This is a genomic window from Micromonospora sp. NRRL B-16802, assembly GCF_001279555.1.
In the GTDB taxonomy this organism is placed as follows: Bacteria; Actinomycetota; Actinomycetes; order Mycobacteriales; family Micromonosporaceae; genus Micromonospora; species Micromonospora profundi.
This window is the reverse complement of sequence record NZ_LGEB01000086.1, coordinates 387,085-403,154: the sequence shown is the minus strand read 5'-3', so window position 1 is coordinate 403,154 and position 16,070 is coordinate 387,085. Positions and strand designations below refer to the sequence as shown.

The window sequence follows — 16,070 nt, the reverse complement described above, 5'->3', positions numbered from 1 at the left end:
GTCGGCGGAGGAGAGGGCTGGCGCGGAGGAGGGGCGCGGCGCGGCGCGGAGCGGGGTGGGGCGCGAGGGTTTGGGGAATTCGTTTGGGACCTGACTATCAGGGAGCTAACCTGCTTGGGTGAAACTCGTGACCCTCCAGGACGCTCCGCTCGGCCGACTGCTCGTGGTCGCCGGGCACCTCGTCGGGCAACAGTGGAACCGCTATCTCGCCGAGGACCACGGCCTCACCCAGGCCGGCATGGTGACGCTGATGACGCTCGCCCGACATGGCGAGCTGCCGCACCGGCAGGTGGCCGAGCGGTGTTTCGTCCGCCCGGCCACACTGACCGGCATCGTGGACACGCTTGCCCGCGACGGTCTGGTCGAGCGGCAGCGTGACGACAGCGACAGGCGCAGCGTTCGACTCGCCATCACCCCCGCCGGGCGGGAACGTGTGGCAGCACTCAGCGCGTTGATGCACTCCGGACGCCCGCTCACCTCCGTCGACGCCGACCCGGCGAAGGCCCAGGTGATCCGCGAGTTCCTCCTTGAGGTCATCGCCAACGCGGACGACCCGCAGATGACCGCACACACCACCGGATCGGGGGACCCGGCGTGCTGATCCGACTCCTACGCGATCAACTGGGCACCTACCGGCGGCCGTTGCTCGCGGTGGTGCTGCTCCAGTTCGTGGGCACCATGGCCTCGCTCTACCTGCCCAGCCTCAACGCGGACATCATCGACCAGGGCGTGGCCCAGGGCGACACCGACTACATCGTGCGCACCGGCGGCTGGATGCTGCTGGTCAGCCTCATCCAGATCATCTGTTCGATCGCCGCCGTCTACCTGGGCGCGCGGATCGCCATGGGCTTCGGCCGGGACGTACGCGCCCGGTTGTTCGGCCACGTCAACCGCTTCTCCGCCCGCGAGGTGGCCCGGTTCGGCGCGCCGTCGTTGATCACTCGCAACACCAACGACGTGCAACAGGTGCAGATGCTCGTGCTGATGAGCTGCACCATGTTGGTGGCCGCGCCGATCATGAGCGTCGGCGGCGTGGTGATGGCGCTGCGCGAGGACATCGGGCTCTCCTGGCTGATGCTTGTCAGCGTGCCGGTCCTGGCCATCGTGCTGAGCGCGATCATCCGCCGGATGGTGCCGGGTTTCCGGCTCATGCAGACCCGGATCGACACGGTCAACCGGGTGCTGCGCGAGCAGATCACCGGCATCCGGGTGGTTCGCGCGTTCGTCCGTGAGCCGTACGAGACGGATCGCTTCGCCGTCGCCAACGCCGACCTGACCGCCACCGCGCTGCGTACCGGCCGACTGATGGCGATGATCTTCCCGGTGGTCATGCTGGTGCTGAACGTCTCCAGCGTGGCAGTGCTGTGGTTCGGCGCGCAGCGGGTGGACGCAGGCGCCATCCAGGTCGGCGCGCTCACCGCCTTCCTGCAGTACCTGATGCAGATCCTGATGGCCGTCATGATGGCCACCTTCATGATGATGATGGTGCCCCGCGCGGCGGTCTGCGCCGAGCGGATCATCGAGGTGCTGGACACCGACTCGTCGGTGGTCCCCGCCGCCGAGCCGGTCACCGAGTTGCCCACCCGGGCCGAGCTTGAGCTGCGCGACGTGCGGTTCCAGTACCCGGGCGCCGTCGACCCGGTGCTGCGGGACATCTCCTTCCGGGCCACCCCGGGCACAACCACAGCGATCATCGGCAGCACCGGCGCCGGCAAGACGACACTGCTGTCGCTCATCCCCCGCCTGGTCGACGTCACAGGCGGCGCGGTGCTTGTCGACGGCGTGGACGTCCGCGAGATGGCACCCGAGGAGCTGTGGAAGAGGATCGGCCTGGTGCCGCAGCGGCCGTACCTGTTCACCGGCACGGTCGCCAGCAACCTGCGCTACGGCAACCCGGACGCCACCGACGAGGAGCTGTGGGCGGCTCTGGAGATCGCCCAGGCCAGCGAGTTCGTGGCCCAGATGCCCGGCGGCCTGGACGCCCCGATCGCCCAGGGCGGCAGCACAGTCTCCGGCGGGCAGCGGCAACGCCTGGCCATCGCCCGGGCGCTTGTCCGCCAGCCGGAGATCTACCTCTTCGACGACTCGTTCTCCGCGCTCGACCTCGGCACCGACGCGCGTCTGCGGGCAGCCCTGCGCCCGGTCACCGCGCGGTCCGCAGTGGTGATCGTGGCCCAGCGGGTGTCCACGATCGTCGACGCCGACCAGATCATCGTTCTTGAGGACGGAGGAGTCGTCGGAGTGGGACGACATGCGGAGCTGGTGCAGACCTGCCCGACGTACGCCGAGATCGTGGCCTCCCAGCAGACGGCGGAGGTGCCGGCATGAGCGAGCGCGAGGAGCCGCGGACCTTGGCCGTACCCACGCAGAAGCCGGCTGGCGACGAACGGACGCCGGCAGCCGGCGCGGAGCAACCCGGCGGCGACGCGGCGGCGCCGAAACGGCTGCCGCCGGGCCGCCCGGCCGGCGGACCGCACTGGGCGAGCGCCGGGATGCCCGCCGAGAAGTCGATGAACTTCGGACCGTCCGCGCGGCGGCTGCTCGGCCGGCTACGCCCGCACCGGTTGCACCTCACCGCGATCATCACCCTCGCGGTGGTGAGTGTCGGGTTCAGCGTGGCCGGGCCGAAGATCCTCGGCCACGCAACCGACCTGATCTTCAACGGCGTGATCGGTCGCAACCTGGAGGCGGGCACTACCACGGAGCAGGCCGTCGCGGCGGCTCGCGCCAGCGGCAACGACAGCTTCGCCGACATGCTGGCCCGGATGGACGTCGTGCCGGGGGTGGGCATCGACTTCAGCGCCCTGAGTCGGGTGCTGCTGCTGGCGCTCGGGCTCTACCTGGCGGCGAGCCTGCTGTCGTGGTGGCAGGGCTGGCTGCTCAACGGCGTCGTGCAGCGCACAGTGCTGCGGTTGCGCGCCGAGGTGGAGGAGAAACTCAACCGGCTGCCGCTGCCCTACTTCGACAAGCAGCCGCGCGGCGAGCTGCTGAGCCGCGTCACGAACGACATCGACAACATCTCCACAAGCCTCCAGCAGACCCTCAGCCAGCTGCTCACCTCGCTGCTGACAGTCGTCGGCGTACTCGGTGTGATGTTCTGGATCTCGCCACTGCTGGCCCTGGTGGCCCTGGTCGCGGTGCCGCTGTCGGTGCTCGTCACGCAGCGCATCGCGAAGCGCTCGCAGAAGCAGTTCATCGCGCAGTGGACGCACACCGGCGAGCTGAACGGCCAGATCGAGGAGGCGTACACCGGTCACGAGCTGGTGAAGGTCTTCGGCCGGCAGCGCGAGGTGGAGGCCGCGTTCCACGCCAAGAACGAGGAGCTGTTCCGGGCAAGCTTCGGCGCCCAGTTCATCTCCGGGATCATCATGCCGTCGATGATGTTCATCGGAAACCTGAGCTACGTGGCGATCGCCGTGGTCGGTGGGCTGCGGGTGGCATCGGGCACGATGAGCCTCGGCGACGTGCAGGCGTTCATCCAGTACTCCCGCCAGTTCACCCAGCCGCTCACGCAGCTCGCCTCGATGGCCAACCTGCTCCAGTCCGGGGTGGCCTCGGCCGAGCGGGTCTTCGCGGTGCTCGACGCCGACGAGCAGAGCCCCGACCCTGTCGCGCCGGCCCGCGTCAGCGACCCGCACGGGCGGGTCGAGTTCGAGCACGTCTCCTTCCGGTACGACCCGGACAAGCCGCTGATCGACGACCTGTCGCTTGTCGCCGAACCGGGTCACACGGTTGCCATCGTCGGGCCGACCGGCGCCGGCAAGACCACACTCGTCAACCTGGTCATGCGCTTCTACGAGCTGGACGCCGGACGGATCACCCTAGACGGGGTGGACATCACCACGATGCGCCGCGACGACCTGCGCGGTCGGATCGGCATGGTGCTCCAGGACACCTGGCTCTTCGGCGGCACCATCCGGGACAACATCGCCTACGGACGGCCGGACGCAACCGAGGAGGAGATCCTCGCCGCGGCCCGGGCCACCTTCGTGGACCGGTTCGTGCGGAGCCTCCCCGACGGCTACGACACTGTCATCGACGAGGAGGGCAGCAACGTCAGCGCCGGCGAGAAGCAGCTCATCACCATCGCGCGGGCGTTCCTCGCCGAACCGTCCCTGCTGATCCTCGATGAGGCGACAAGCTCGGTGGACACCCGCACCGAGGTGCTGCTCCAGCGGGCGATGGCGGCGCTGCGCTCGGACCGGACAAGCTTCGTCATCGCGCACCGGCTCTCCACCATCCGCGACGCCGACCTGATCCTCATGATGGAGAACGGTCGCATCGTCGAGCAGGGCACCCACGAGCAACTGCTCGCCGCCAAGGGCGCGTACCACCGGCTCTACCGATCCCAGTTCACCGGGGCGGTGGTCGACGAGGAGCCGGCCGCCCCCACCGCGCAGCCCGCGTCGGTCTGAGGGCGGCCGGCCGTGTGCACACCGCAGTCGGCGGGCGGGTCAGCCCGGCGGCAGCAGGTCGGCCGCGCGGGCGGCGACCTGCCCGCTGATCAGGGCGAGCACGTCGGCGACGGGCATCGGATCCAGAGCACGGCCGCCGCGCAGGCGCAGCGCCAACCGCCCGTCGGCCACCTCCCGAGAGCCCAACACCCCGAGGTACGGGATACGGCGGCGAGCCGCGTCCCGTACCCGGGCGCCCAGCGAGCCGGCCACGTCGACCTCGACCCGCAGCCCGGCGTCGAGTGCCCGCCGCGCCAGCTCGGCCGCCGCGCCGGCCTGCTCGTCGCCCACCGGCAGCAGCGCCAGCTGGACCGGCGCGTACCAGGCCGGGAAGGCGCCCTCGTGCACCTCGATGAGGTACGCGAACAGCCGCTCCATGCTGCCCACGAGGCTGCGATGCACCATCACAGGGCGACGCCGGCTGCCGTCGGAATCGGTGTACGACAGGTCGAACCGCTCCGGCTTGTCGAAGTCGAGTTGGATGGTGGAGATGGTCGACTCCCGGCCGGCCGCGTCGACGATCTGGATGTCGATCTTCGGACCGTAGAAGGCTGCCTCGCCCGGCACCTCGACGTACTCCGCACCGTCGAGCGCGCCTCGGAGCAGGTTCTCGGCGTAGGACCATTGCGCGTCGTCGCCGACGTACCTGCCGGCCGGTCCGCGCACCGACAGTCGGAAGCCGGCCGGACGGACGCCGAGCGCGGCGTGCGCGGCGCGGATCAGCCTGAGGATCTCGACGACCTCGGCGCCGACCTGGTCCGGTGCGCAGAAGGTGTGCGCGTCGTTGAGCGAGATGGCGCGGACCCGGGACAGCCCGCCGAGCACTCCCGAGCGCTCCGAGCGGTACATGCCGCCCAGCTCGGCGATCCGCAGCGGCAGCTCCCGGTAGGAGCGACCCCGGGCGCGGAAGACAAGCGCATGGTGCGGGCAGAGCGCGGGCCGCAGCACTACCTCGTCGTCGGCGCTCAGTCGCATCGGGGGGAACATGTCGTCGGCGAAGTAGCCGAGGTGCCCGGAGAGTTCGAACAGTTCGCGTTTGCCGAGCGGCGGCGAGTAGACGTGTTGGTGGCCGGACCGGCGCTCCAACTCACGGACGTACTCCTCGACGGCGTGCCGGGCGGCGGCACCGGCCGGCAGCCAGATCGGCAGGCCGGCCCCGGCAAGCGGATCGGAGACGAAGAGGTCCAACTCACGGCCAAGCCTTCGGTGGTCGATCATGTCGCGCTCCTGGATCGGGTACGACCCGGGGGCGACCTGGACTCCGAACGCCGCGCGGCCCTCGGGGGCGGATCGCCCCGGGGCCTTGTCGACTGTGGTTACGTCAGAGCGGCACGCCGGGGACACCCGGCGTCGTGGTCATCACTACCGCGCTGCGCATGCGGCGACGCTACCGCCCCTGCGGTGCAGGACGCACAGGGTTTTGCGGCAGTCGGAGAGGGGGTGGGCCGCCGGCGCGGGACCCGCCGGCGGCCCGGGGCAACCCGAGTCGTCAGGAACGGGGGACCCGACGGGCTCGGCCGCGCCGACAACGGTACGCCGACGAGGGCCGATCCGCCGACCGCCTCGGACGCCGTGCGTCAACCCTGGAGGCGTCACCTAAAGATGGTTCAACTCGTTGTAACTGGGTGGCCTGTGGTGTCGACGGTCACGACGGGACGGGGCCGTGCACGGTGACGCCGGGCACGACGTCAGGCTCGACACACACAATCGGCCGCATCCGGCGAGGTGGCAGGCGTGCCCGAACTACTGACTGACGTCGCGTCACCGACGTGGGCGTACCTGGTGCTGCTCGGATTGCTGATCGCTGACGCCTTCGTCCCGGTGATCCCCACCCAGCTCATCATGATCACCAGCGGTGCGCTCACCGTGTACGGCGGCCTCAGCCTGCCGGTCATCATCGCCGTCGGCGCGCTTGGCGTTTTCGTCGGGGATCTGGCCTGCTACCTGCTCGGCCGAAGCGCACCGGATCGACGGGCACCCCGGCACAGCGAACTGAGCCGTGCCCGGCGGATGGCCAGCAGGGTCACGCAGGGTCTGCGACAACCGGGGCCGATGGTCTTCCTGCTCTGCCGGTTCGTGCCCGGGGGACGCATGGCGGCGTGCTTCTCGGCCGGCCGCAGCCGGTACCCGTACAGGCTGTTCCTGCTCTACGAGGGCGTGGCCGCGCTGGGCTGGGCCACCTACGGCGCGATGGTGGGGCACCTGGGCGGCACGGCACTCACCCAGTCGGCGTGGCGCCTGGCCATCATCGCCGCCGCAGCGGCAGCCGGCTTCGCGGCAGCAGGATGGGCGATGACGCTCATCAACGCCCGCCATGCCCGCACCGCCGCCGCCCCAATCCCCCGCGATCTTGCACTTTGTGCCCCGACGAATGGCGCGAAGCACGCAGAACGGCGACCGAAAGTGCAAGATCGACGAAGCTGCCTCTAGGGGTGGTTTCTGGGGGCCATGTCGGTGGCTGTCCCGGATCCGGCTCGGGTGCTCCCGGCGACAGGCTGGGTCATGCCTGGAACCCGGAACACCGGACTGCTGGCCCTCGGCGGGATCGCCCTCGCGGCCCTGCTCACAGTGATCGGCCATCTCGAGGTCGACCACCTCGACCCGTGGACGTTGACGATCAGCGACTTCGCCGTCTCCGACAGGGGTGGCGTCATCGACGCCGCGATGGTGGTGCTCGCGCTCGCAAGCGTCGCGCTGCTGTACGGGCTGCGCCGCACCGGCCCGCCCCGCCCGCGTACACGGGCCGGCCGGGCCACTGACCTGCTGCTCGTCGCGTGGGTGGCAGGGCTGCTGCTGGCCGCGGTGGTGCCGACAAACGACCCGGGCACCGCCATGACCACCGCCGCCTACCTGCACCGGTACGCCTCGGTGGTCGCCTTCCTGGCGCTGCCGGCCGCCGGTTGGCTGCTCGCCCGCCGGCCCGACGTGGCACCCGCCGCAGGGGTCATTCGTGCCCTGGTCGCGCTCAGCCTGACCCTGGCGGCGGCGATGATCTGGTCCGCCTACCCCGGCGACCGAGTCCTGCTGGGCCTGATAGAACGCCTGCTGATCCTGACCGAGGTAGCTGTGTTAGCGACCCTGGCCGTGCTCCAAACCCGCCCCCTGGTCGATCATGGAGTTGTGGTGCCCCGCAAAAGGGGTGTGCCGGCGTAAACCGGCCACCACAACTCCATGATCGACGAGAGCACGGGTCATTCCAGCTCGTGGAGCATCAGCTGGCGGGCCGCTTCTGTTATCGAGCCGGAGAGGCTTGGGTAGATCGTGATCGTCTGGGCCAGCTCGTTGACCGTCAGGTTGTTCTCCACCGCCAGCGTGATCGGCAGAATCAGCTCGCTGGCCTTCGGCGCGACGACCACACCGCCGATCACCTGCCCGCTCGCCGGCCGGCAGAACAGCTTCACGAAGCCGTCGGACAGATCGTCCATCTTGGCCCGCGCGTTGCCGGACAACGGCAGCATCACCGGCCGGGCCGGGATCTTGCCCGCGTCGACCTCGTCCTGCGAGACACCCACGGTGGCCAGCTCCGGGTCGGTGAAGACGTTCGCCGAGACCGTCCGCAGCCGCAGCGGCCGGACCGCCTCGCCGAGGGCGTGCCACATCGCGATCCGGCCCTGCATGGCGGCGACGCTTGCCAGCAGCAGCACACCTGTGCAGTCACCGGCGGCGTAGATGCCGGGAACGTTCGTCCGGGAAACCCTGTCGACAGTGACGTAGCCGCCCCGGCCCAGCTCCACGCCGTACTCGGCCAGGCCCAGGTCGGCGGTGTTCGGGATCGAGCCCACCGCGATGAGCGCGTGCGAACCGGCGACCTTGCGGCCGTCGGACAACTCCACCTCCACCCCGTCGGCGGTACGCCGGACCGCGTTGGCGCGCGAGTTGTTGAGGATCGTCATGCCCCGGTTGCGGAACACCCGCTCGATGGCCGACGCCGCGTCGGCGTCCTCGTGCGGCATCACCCGGTCCCGGCTGGACACCAGAGTGACCTGGACCCCCATCGCCAGGTACGCGCTTGCGAACTCGGCGCCGGTGACACCGGAGCCCACCACGATCAGGTGTTCGGGCAGCTCCGGCAGGTCGTACACCTGGCGCCAGGTAAGGATGCGCTCGCCGTCCGGCACGGCCGTCGGCAGTTGGCGGGGCGTCGAGCCGGTGGCCACCAGCACGGTGGACGCGGCGATCGAGTATTCCTCGCCTCCGTCGGCCGGGGTGATGATGACCATGTGGGTGTGCCCGAGGGCGTCCTCGCCCAGCCGGGCGGTGCCGGCCACGAAGGTGACTCCCGCCTTGAGCAGCTTGGCGTGGATGTCGGCGGACTGCGCCAGCGCCAGGCGCCTGACCCGCTCGTGTACGGCCCGCGCGTCGACGGTGACCGCCTCCAGCCCGTCCGAGTGCACCCCGAACTCCTCGGTGTCCCGGTAGCCGGTGACCACCTGCGAGCTGGCGATGAACGTCTTCGACGGCACGCAGTCGGACAGCACGCAGGCCCCGCCCGCGCCGTCGGCCTCCACCACGGTGACATCGGCGTCCAGTTGGGCGGCGACAAGCGCCGCCTCGTACCCGGCCGGCCCACCGCCGATGATCACGATCCGGCTCACAGCGTTCGCCCTTCGTTGATGCTCACAGTGACTTTCTTCTCCCGAACGCGTCCGACACGCACAGTCGTATTCTCCCCCACCCGTCCGCCGGGCTATCGTCATCGCCGTGGGTCATCACGCCGCCTACGGCTCAAACCTCGATCCAGCCCGGATGCGGGCCTACTGCCCGCACTCGCCGATGGTGGGCACCGGCTGGCTGGAGGGCTGGCGGCTGACCTTCGCCGGTGAGGACGTCATCGGCTGGGAAGGCGCGGTGACCACCGTCGTCGAGTCCCCCGGCGACCGCGTGTTCGTGGCGATCTACGACATCGATCCGTACGACGCGGCCCAGCTCGACGAGCTGGAGGGGGTGGCCGCCGGCACGTACCGCAAGCTGCACGTCCGGATCTCCACCCTCGACGGTGACGTGACCGCGTGGATCTACGTGTTCGACGGTTACGAGGGCGGGCTGCCGACCGCCTGGTACCTCTCCGAGATCGCGAACGCCGCCGAGAAGGCGGGTGCCCCTGACGACTACGTCACCGAGCTTCGCTCCCGTCCCACCGGCACCGCCTCGGCCTGACCGGGTCCCCCCGCAGCCTCTGAGCGCCTTTCGCACCCGAACAGTCTGCAACCGTCACCGGTCGGGCTGGTCGGCGGGCCGGTCGAGCGTCGTCAATCACACACCGGCGGCAGGGACCACAAGCTCGTACATGTCGCTCCACCAGGTCTCCCGCAGCTCGACCGAGCGGTAGAGCGACACCGGGGCGGTCGGGTTGGTGAGGTCCACACCCAGGCCGACGGAGAGCCGGCCCTTCTCGGCGTAGCGGGCGAACGCGCGGCGCAGCAACGCCGCACCCACCCCACGCCGACGGTACGCGGGCAGCACCGACAGGCTCCGCACGAAGCCCTCCTGCTGGTCGAGCCCCTGGTCGGAGGACTGCAACGCGCCGGCGAGCACCCCGTCCACCTCGGCGACGAACCACTCGTCCCAGGCCGTCACGTCGCCGATGCGGGCACTCCACCGCTCGTACGACAACGGCTCGTGATCCGGGGTGTCGCCGAAGGCGGTGTCGTGGACCCTGTGGAACTCCCGCAACTCGGCCTCGTCGTCGGGTCGGACCGGGCGCACTGTCACCCCGGCCGGCAGAGGCGGCTCGGCCGGCAGGTCGGCCAACGAGCGGTTCATCCGGACGTACCGCTTGGCGAGGGTGAACCCGCTATCGCGCAGTGTCCGTTCCCAGTCGCGCTCGGGTGCGAAGACCGCGCACCGGACGGTGAGCGCCGGCAGCCCTCGCTCGGCGGCGCGCTCGGCGACCCGGTCGAGTTGTCGGGCCAGCAGCGGCGCGCGGACGATGCCCGCCCGGTCCGGGTCGACGTAGACCTCCACGAATTCCCGGCCGACCCCTGTCGGATTGTCCACCGTCGCCCAGCCGACCACTGTGCCGTCCGGATCCACGGCCAGCCAGGAGTCGCGGGTCGGATCGACATAGGGGGCGGTCAGCGACGCCTCCACGTCCTCGGCGTCGAAGTCGGGATGGCCGATGGCGAAGGTGTCGGCCGCGTGCACGACCGTGAGGATCGCCGGTACGTCGTCGAGGGTGGGCCGGCGCGCGGTCCAGCCAGCGGGAAGCGTCACGGCAGCACATCCTGACAGCCGACCGTCGAGGGTGCCGCCCATTTTTCGCCAGGCCAGGTCGGGACCGTCCCTGTCAGACGATGGCGTGGGCGTACGTCACCGGGTGAAGTCTGCGGCGATCTCAGCGTTGGTCTCGGATGAATCCCGGTCGCCCGAGAGATCCACCTGCCCAGCGAGGGAGCCGACCGCAGTGCGGTTGGCGCGCCGCACCAGCGGCACGACCTTCGCCACCGGGGTGCCCGCCCGGTCGATGATGATCTCCTCGCCGCGTTCGACCCGTTCGATGATGCGCGACAGGTGGGTCTTGGCGTCGTGCATGTTGTAGTGCACGGCCTCACCCGACATGGCGCACCTCATCGGTTAGCCAATTCCTTAGCCTAGCCCCGCCTGGGCCGGCTGACCTCGCACCGCACCGGATCGGGCCGCCAGCGACAACGTCCTTTTCAGGCGAGGGCGGAGCGGGTGTGGTGCAGCAACTCCACAAGTTCGGCGCCGTCGCCGGGGCCGAGTGCCGCGAACGCGGGCGCGGCCAACCGGTTCGTCACCGCCTCCGCCCAGAGCCGCCGACGCACAAGCGGCCCGATCGGCGGGTACGGCTGTGGCCAGCCGCACGCCACCGCGCCGGCCACCCCCTCCGGCCCGGCCAGCACCGCCTCCAGCGGCGTCATGCCGGCGGCGCGCACCGCCAGCAGGTACGCGCCGGTGAAGTGTTCGCGGAGCACGCGCAGCCCGGCGGCGCTCCGGGCTCCCGGAGAGAGGTCGGGCAGCGGCATGGCCCGCCAGGCGGCGAAGAGCGGCATCCCACTGGCGTTCGCGGCGACCACCGCCTGCTCGACGAGCCCGGCCAGCCGCTCGGCTCCCGGCAGCGCGCCCAACCGTTCCGTCCCCCACCGGCAGCACTCGGCGAGGCTGGCGGCGGCCACGTCGGCCGGCGGGAGGACCCGGGCCGCCGCGTCCCACCCGTCGGCGACCGCGTCCGGGGCGACGAAGCCGATGGCGGCGGCGGCTGTCTCCGCGCGTACGTCGCCGAGCGCTCCGGCCCGGCCGCTGATGTAGAACGCCCAGCCGGAGATGCCGAGCAGCCGGGCCCGGCGAAGCGTGCTCGGGCATCTGCTGAACGCGTCACCGAGATCGAGGACGACGGGTTTGCTGGCGGCGGCGAGCTGCTCCGGCGTCATCCGGGCACCCCCGGAAGACGGCTCGGCACGCCAGCGGCGGCCCCGGCCGGAACGCGGCGGCCCCGTTCGTCGTCGTCCATCGATTGTCAGTCTGCCGCGCCACCACCCGCGTCCGCATCCCCCTCTTCGGCCACCAGCGCCTCGACGGCGGCCTCTACCTCGCCCGCGCGTCGGCGGGCCACAGTCACCGCCCGCTCAGCCGCCCGCCGGGCCAGCCGTGCCCGGCTGAGATCCTGCTCCGCGACAGCCCGCCGCCGCTCCAGCTCGGCCAGCTCGGTCTCGATCCCGTCGAGGACGGCGACCCCGTCCTGCTCCTGCCCGGTCGCCTCGGCCAGATCGGCCTCGGCCCGCTGCTGGTCGGCGTGGGCGCGGTCCAGTTCCCGGTCCAGTGCGCGACGCCGCCGTGCCCGCTCGGCCTGGGCCGCCCGCTGCGCCGCGCGTTCGGCCTGCGCGGCACGTTCCCGGGCCGGGTCGGCGCGAGGGCCTGCGGCGCGTGTGCGCTGGGCGACGGGGCGAGGTTCCGGTTCTGGCTCGTCGTCGTCGCCGGTGACCAGCCGCAGTTGCGGTCGGGGCACCTCGCCGAAGCCCGCGTAGTGAGCCGACCGCAGCAGCCGTCCGGCCCGGACCTGCTCGGCGACCTCGGTGTCGGAGAGCGCCGCGTTCAGTGTCGCCTCGACCTCGCCCAGCGGCAGCCGGCTGGCCGGCGGTGCCTCTGGCTCGGCCGCGGCGAGCTTGCGGACCTCGGCGACAAGCGCGCCGACCACCGCCCGACGTTGGGCCGACAGCTCCCGCAGCCGGGACCCGCGCAGCTCCCGCTGCGCGACCCGCAACGAGTCGGCGAGCTGGACCAGGTCGGCGACAAGTTCGGGACGGTGGATGGCGAGCAGGTTCACCAGCCACGCGGCGACGGTGGGGCGGCGTAACCGGGCCAGTTGGCGGGCGGTGCCCGGGTCGCCGGCCCGCCGCGCCTCGGCCACGGCGGCGTCCCGGGCCGCCACGAACCGGTCCGGTGGGGTGCGGTAGAGCTGCTGCACCAGCTCCGAGGACGGGCCGGGCATCGCGTCAGACGTCCACCCGGCTACCGGGCTCCAGACGTTGGTACTCGGTGCCGGACAGGGCCGAGTACTGCCGGTTGAGCACAGTCAGCCCGTTGTCGTTGAGCAGGGCGTCGTGCAGGGCGTACGCGCGGCGCGGGGCGACCGCCCGGATGAAGTCGACGACCTCGGAGAACTTCGACCAGGGGGCGTGGATCGGCGCGAACAGCGTGTCGACAGGCGTCTCCTCCGGCACCACGAGGGAGTCGCCGGGGTGGTAGACGACGTCGTTGATCAGGTAGCCGATGTTGTCGATCACCGGGATGTCCGGGTGGATCACCGCGTGCCGCCCGCCGTATGCGCGGATCGGGACCCCGGCGGCGGTGAACGACTCACCGGGAGCGACAGGGCTCAGCGCCTCGGCCGCGTCGCCAAGGGTGCCGGCGAGCGAGGCCGGCCCGTGAATCGGCACCGGCCGCCTGTCGAGGTGCAGACGCAGTGCTGCCAGGTCCATGTGGTCCGGGTGTTCATGGGTGATCAGCACCGCATCCGCGCCCTCCAACGCCTGGGGGTCACTGAACACCCCAGGGTCCACAACGAGCACTCCCCCGTCGTGTTCCACCCGGAGGCAGGAGTGCGCGTACTTGGTGAGCCGCATCGTGACTCCTCGACTATCGAATCGTGATGTCCTCAGCGCAGTCTGCCGGAACCAGCCGGCGGGCGCGCCACGTCCGAGGTATCGCCACACCAGCTGACAACGATGGGAGCGGGGATGGACGGACAGGCAGGACGGCGTCGCGGCGCACTACTGACGGCGATGGCACTCACGGCGACACTGGCCATGGCGGGGTGCGGTGCCGACGACAGCGGCGCGCGGGACTCGGCGGCCTCGGCGCCAGAGCGGGCCGTCGCGGAGGGCGGAGCGGCGGAGAAGAACAGCGGCACCGACGCGGAGGGGGCGGCCGGGGCCGGCGCTCCGGACCTACGGGTCGACCAGCGAGCGATCATCTACACCGGAGCGATGCGGGTGCAGGTGACCGATGTGGACGCGGCTGCCCGCGAGGTCACCGCCGTGGTCACCAGGGCCGGCGGCTTCATCGGCGGGGACGTGCGGCGTAGCGCCGATGCGGACGCCGAGGCGGAGTTGCAACTGCGGGTGCCGGCGGCGAAGTTCTCCGGGGTGGTGGAGGAGATCGCGAAGCTCGGCCGGCAGCAGAGCCGGGACATCAACACTCGCGACGTCACCGAGGAGACCGTCGACCTGGAGGCCCGGATCATCAGTCAGCGGGCGCGTGTGGACAGCGCGCGCCGGCTGCTGGCCCGGGCCACCTCGATCGCCGACCTGGTGTCGCTGGAGAACGAGTTGGGTCGTCGGGAGGCGGACCTGGCCTCGCTGGAGGCCAAGAAGCGGCGGCTGGCCGACCTGACGGCTCTCTCCACGATCACCGTCTCGCTTGCCGGGCCGGCGGCGAAGACAAGCGACGAGAAGGCCGAGACCGGCTTCCTGGTCGGCTTGAAGGGCGGCTGGAAGGCGTTCGTCGCCTCGATGACCGTCCTGCTCACCGTGCTGGGGGCGTTGCTGCCGTGGCTGGTGGCGCTCGGCGTACCGCTTGTGGTGTTGCTGCTGGTGCTGCGCAGGCGGCGGAAGACCCCGGCGCTCACTGCACCGGTCAGCGGGCCGCCGCCAGTGCCCGCAGCGCGGTCTGCACCATGACGCGTACGCCGGCCGGGATGGCCCGCTCGTCCACGTCGAAGGACGCGCGGTGCAGGTCGACGTTGGGGCCGGAACGGCCCACGCCGAGGCGGGCGAGGGCGCCGGGGACGTACTCCAGATACCAGGAGAAGTCCTCGCCGCCCATGCTCTGCGGGGTTTCGGCAACGCCTTCCGGGCCGAGCGCGGCGGTGGTGGCGGCGGTCAGCACCTGGATGGCCCGGGAGTCGTTGCTCACCGGCGGCCGACCGCGCAGGTATTCCAGGTCGACGGTGGCACCGGTCGGGGCGATCACGTCCCGCACCACCTGAGCCACGATCTTGGGCGCCTGCTCCCAGGTGTCCCGGTCCATCACCCGCAGGGTGCCCGAGGCGGACGCCTCGGAGGGGATGACGTTGTAACGGGTGCCGGCCGACGCGTGGCCGAAGACCAACAGCAGCCCGCTGTTTGCCGGCACCCGGCGGCTGACCAGGGCGGGCACCTCGGTGATCAGGCGGCCGAGCGCGTCGACCAGGTCGACGGTCAGGTGCGGGCGGGCGGTGTGCCCTCCCGGCCCGGTGAGCCGGACTGTGACGTTGTCGGCCGCCGCGGTGATCGGGCCGACGCGCAGGCCGATCTGGCCCACCGGCAGGTTCGGGTCGCAGTGCAGCGCGAAGATCTGCACGACGTCGTCCAGACCATCGGCCTCGATGACCTCAAGCGAGCCGCACGGCAGGATCTCCTCCGCGGGTTGGAAGATGAGCCGGACCCGGCCGTCCAGCTCTCCGAGGTCGGCGAGCTGGGCCAGCAGCATGCCGACGCCGAGCATGATCGTGGTGTGGACGTCGTGGCCGCAGGCGTGGCAGACGCCCTCCACCGTGGAGCGGTAGGGCACGTCCTTGGTGTCGTGCAGCGGCAGGGCGTCGATGTCGGCGCGCAGCGCGACGACAGGCCCGTCCGGGCGGCCGTTGATGTCGCAGATCACCCCGTTGCCCTTGGGCAGTAGCCGGGGTTGCAGGCCGGCCAGCGACAGCTCCCGCGCGATCAGGGCGGCCGTCTCGAACTCGGTGCCGGAGAGCTCGGGGTGCGAGTGGATGTGACGGCGCGTGGCGATCAGCCCGGGTACCCGGAGCGCGAGGAGGTGCTCCAGGTCGCGGGGCAGCGGCTGGGAACCGGGCGGCGCGTCCGTCCAGGACGACGCCAGCTGGCCGCCATTGGGCAGCGTCAACGCACTCGTCACGTCGAATTCTCGATTACTGGAGATGGATGGATCATCGGGGACAGCAGACAGCCTAGACCTCCGGCGGTGACGCTGCGCAACCTCGTTACGGTGATGATCAGACCGCGCAGCGTCACGTATGCCCTGCTGAGGACGCTCGGAGATGTGTGAGACAGCAGGTAGATCACTGTCGAACGCTGTCATCCGCCCCCTCACCTCCTACAACGCGTAATCAAAACCGGCGACAGTGAGCGGGGGTCCCACTCACACGCCCTTGCCGCG

General features: G+C 71.1%; 15 protein-coding genes. 7 read left to right on the top strand and 8 right to left on the bottom strand.

Annotated elements, in window-relative coordinates; all coding sequences use genetic code 11:
- The first annotated feature begins 118 nt into the window (after nt 1–118).
- The 3 genes from ADK66_RS25040 to ADK66_RS25030 are packed head-to-tail and all read left to right on the top strand — an operon-like array spanning nt 119 to nt 4,415.
- Complete coding sequence (locus tag ADK66_RS25040; RefSeq protein WP_053659356.1) at nt 119–601, top strand: MarR family winged helix-turn-helix transcriptional regulator; 483 nt, start codon at nt 119–121, stop codon at nt 599–601.
- The gene (locus ADK66_RS25035; protein ID WP_053659354.1) at nt 595–2,328 is read left to right on the top strand and encodes an ABC transporter ATP-binding protein; all 1,734 of its coding nucleotides are present in this window, start codon (nt 595–597) and stop codon (nt 2,326–2,328) included. Before ADK66_RS25040 ends, ADK66_RS25035 begins: the two co-directional genes overlap by 7 nt.
- Nucleotides 2,325–4,415, top strand: coding sequence for an ABC transporter ATP-binding protein (locus ADK66_RS25030; RefSeq protein ID WP_082377643.1), 2,091 nt, complete (start codon nt 2,325–2,327; stop codon nt 4,413–4,415). The genes ADK66_RS25035 and ADK66_RS25030 overlap by 4 nt, the downstream gene beginning before the upstream one ends.
- Nucleotides 4,416–4,454: 39 nt before the next feature.
- Here ADK66_RS25030 and thrS read toward each other — a convergent pair whose 3' ends face one another.
- Nucleotides 4,455–5,672 (bottom strand): threonine--tRNA ligase, encoded by a 1,218-nt coding sequence (gene thrS / locus ADK66_RS25025; protein WP_053659499.1) that lies wholly within the window; start codon nt 5,670–5,672, stop codon nt 4,455–4,457.
- 516 nt (nt 5,673–6,188) lie between these two features.
- On the opposite strand from thrS, the gene ADK66_RS25020 reads away from it, so the two are divergent.
- Together ADK66_RS25020 and ADK66_RS25015 are read left to right on the top strand one after the other, a co-directional pair.
- A complete protein-coding gene (locus tag ADK66_RS25020) occupies nt 6,189–6,884 on the top strand; it encodes a DedA family protein (protein ID WP_231640179.1) in 696 nt (231 codons plus the stop codon).
- A gap of 72 nt (nt 6,885–6,956) precedes the next feature.
- The gene (locus tag ADK66_RS25015) at nt 6,957–7,607 is read left to right on the top strand and encodes a DUF998 domain-containing protein (RefSeq protein WP_053659497.1); all 651 of its coding nucleotides are present in this window, start codon (nt 6,957–6,959) and stop codon (nt 7,605–7,607) included.
- A 38-nt stretch (nt 7,608–7,645) separates the two neighbouring features.
- Here the strand turns inward: ADK66_RS25015 and ADK66_RS25010 are convergent, their stop codons facing one another.
- Nucleotides 7,646–9,049, bottom strand: a complete 1,404-nt coding sequence (locus ADK66_RS25010; RefSeq protein WP_053659353.1) for an NAD(P)H-quinone dehydrogenase — start codon at nt 9,047–9,049, stop codon at nt 7,646–7,648.
- Between the two features lie 106 nt (nt 9,050–9,155).
- Between ADK66_RS25010 and ADK66_RS25005 the strand changes: the two genes are divergently transcribed.
- A complete protein-coding gene (locus tag ADK66_RS25005; RefSeq protein ID WP_053659351.1) occupies nt 9,156–9,611 on the top strand; it encodes a gamma-glutamylcyclotransferase in 456 nt (151 codons plus the stop codon).
- A 96-nt stretch (nt 9,612–9,707) separates the two neighbouring features.
- Here ADK66_RS25005 and ADK66_RS25000 read toward each other — a convergent pair whose 3' ends face one another.
- From ADK66_RS25000 to ADK66_RS24980, 5 genes are all read right to left on the bottom strand, one after another.
- Nucleotides 9,708–10,667, bottom strand: a complete 960-nt coding sequence (locus ADK66_RS25000) for a GNAT family N-acetyltransferase (protein ID WP_053659349.1) — start codon at nt 10,665–10,667, stop codon at nt 9,708–9,710.
- Between the two features lie 96 nt (nt 10,668–10,763).
- Nucleotides 10,764–11,012 (bottom strand): type II toxin-antitoxin system Phd/YefM family antitoxin, encoded by a 249-nt coding sequence (locus ADK66_RS24995; RefSeq protein WP_053659347.1) that lies wholly within the window; start codon nt 11,010–11,012, stop codon nt 10,764–10,766.
- A 98-nt stretch (nt 11,013–11,110) separates the two neighbouring features.
- Nucleotides 11,111–11,845: a hypothetical protein gene (locus ADK66_RS24990; protein ID WP_053659344.1), complete on the bottom strand. Its 735-nt coding sequence runs from the start codon at nt 11,843–11,845 to the stop codon at nt 11,111–11,113.
- An 86-nt stretch (nt 11,846–11,931) separates the two neighbouring features.
- Nucleotides 11,932–12,903, bottom strand: coding sequence for a hypothetical protein (locus ADK66_RS24985; protein ID WP_053659342.1), 972 nt, complete (start codon nt 12,901–12,903; stop codon nt 11,932–11,934).
- A 4-nt stretch (nt 12,904–12,907) separates the two neighbouring features.
- Nucleotides 12,908–13,537, bottom strand: coding sequence for an MBL fold metallo-hydrolase (locus tag ADK66_RS24980; RefSeq protein WP_053659340.1), 630 nt, complete (start codon nt 13,535–13,537; stop codon nt 12,908–12,910).
- Between the two features lie 93 nt (nt 13,538–13,630).
- On the opposite strand from ADK66_RS24980, the gene ADK66_RS24975 reads away from it, so the two are divergent.
- Nucleotides 13,631–14,593, top strand: a complete 963-nt coding sequence (locus ADK66_RS24975) for a DUF4349 domain-containing protein (RefSeq protein WP_197281632.1) — start codon at nt 13,631–13,633, stop codon at nt 14,591–14,593.
- Here the strand turns inward: ADK66_RS24975 and ADK66_RS24970 are convergent.
- Nucleotides 14,550–15,809, bottom strand: a complete 1,260-nt coding sequence (locus tag ADK66_RS24970) for an amidohydrolase (protein ID WP_053659337.1) — start codon at nt 15,807–15,809, stop codon at nt 14,550–14,552. The two genes, ADK66_RS24975 and ADK66_RS24970, sit on opposite strands and share 44 nt — an antisense overlap.
- Nucleotides 15,810–16,070: the final 261 nt, after the last annotated feature.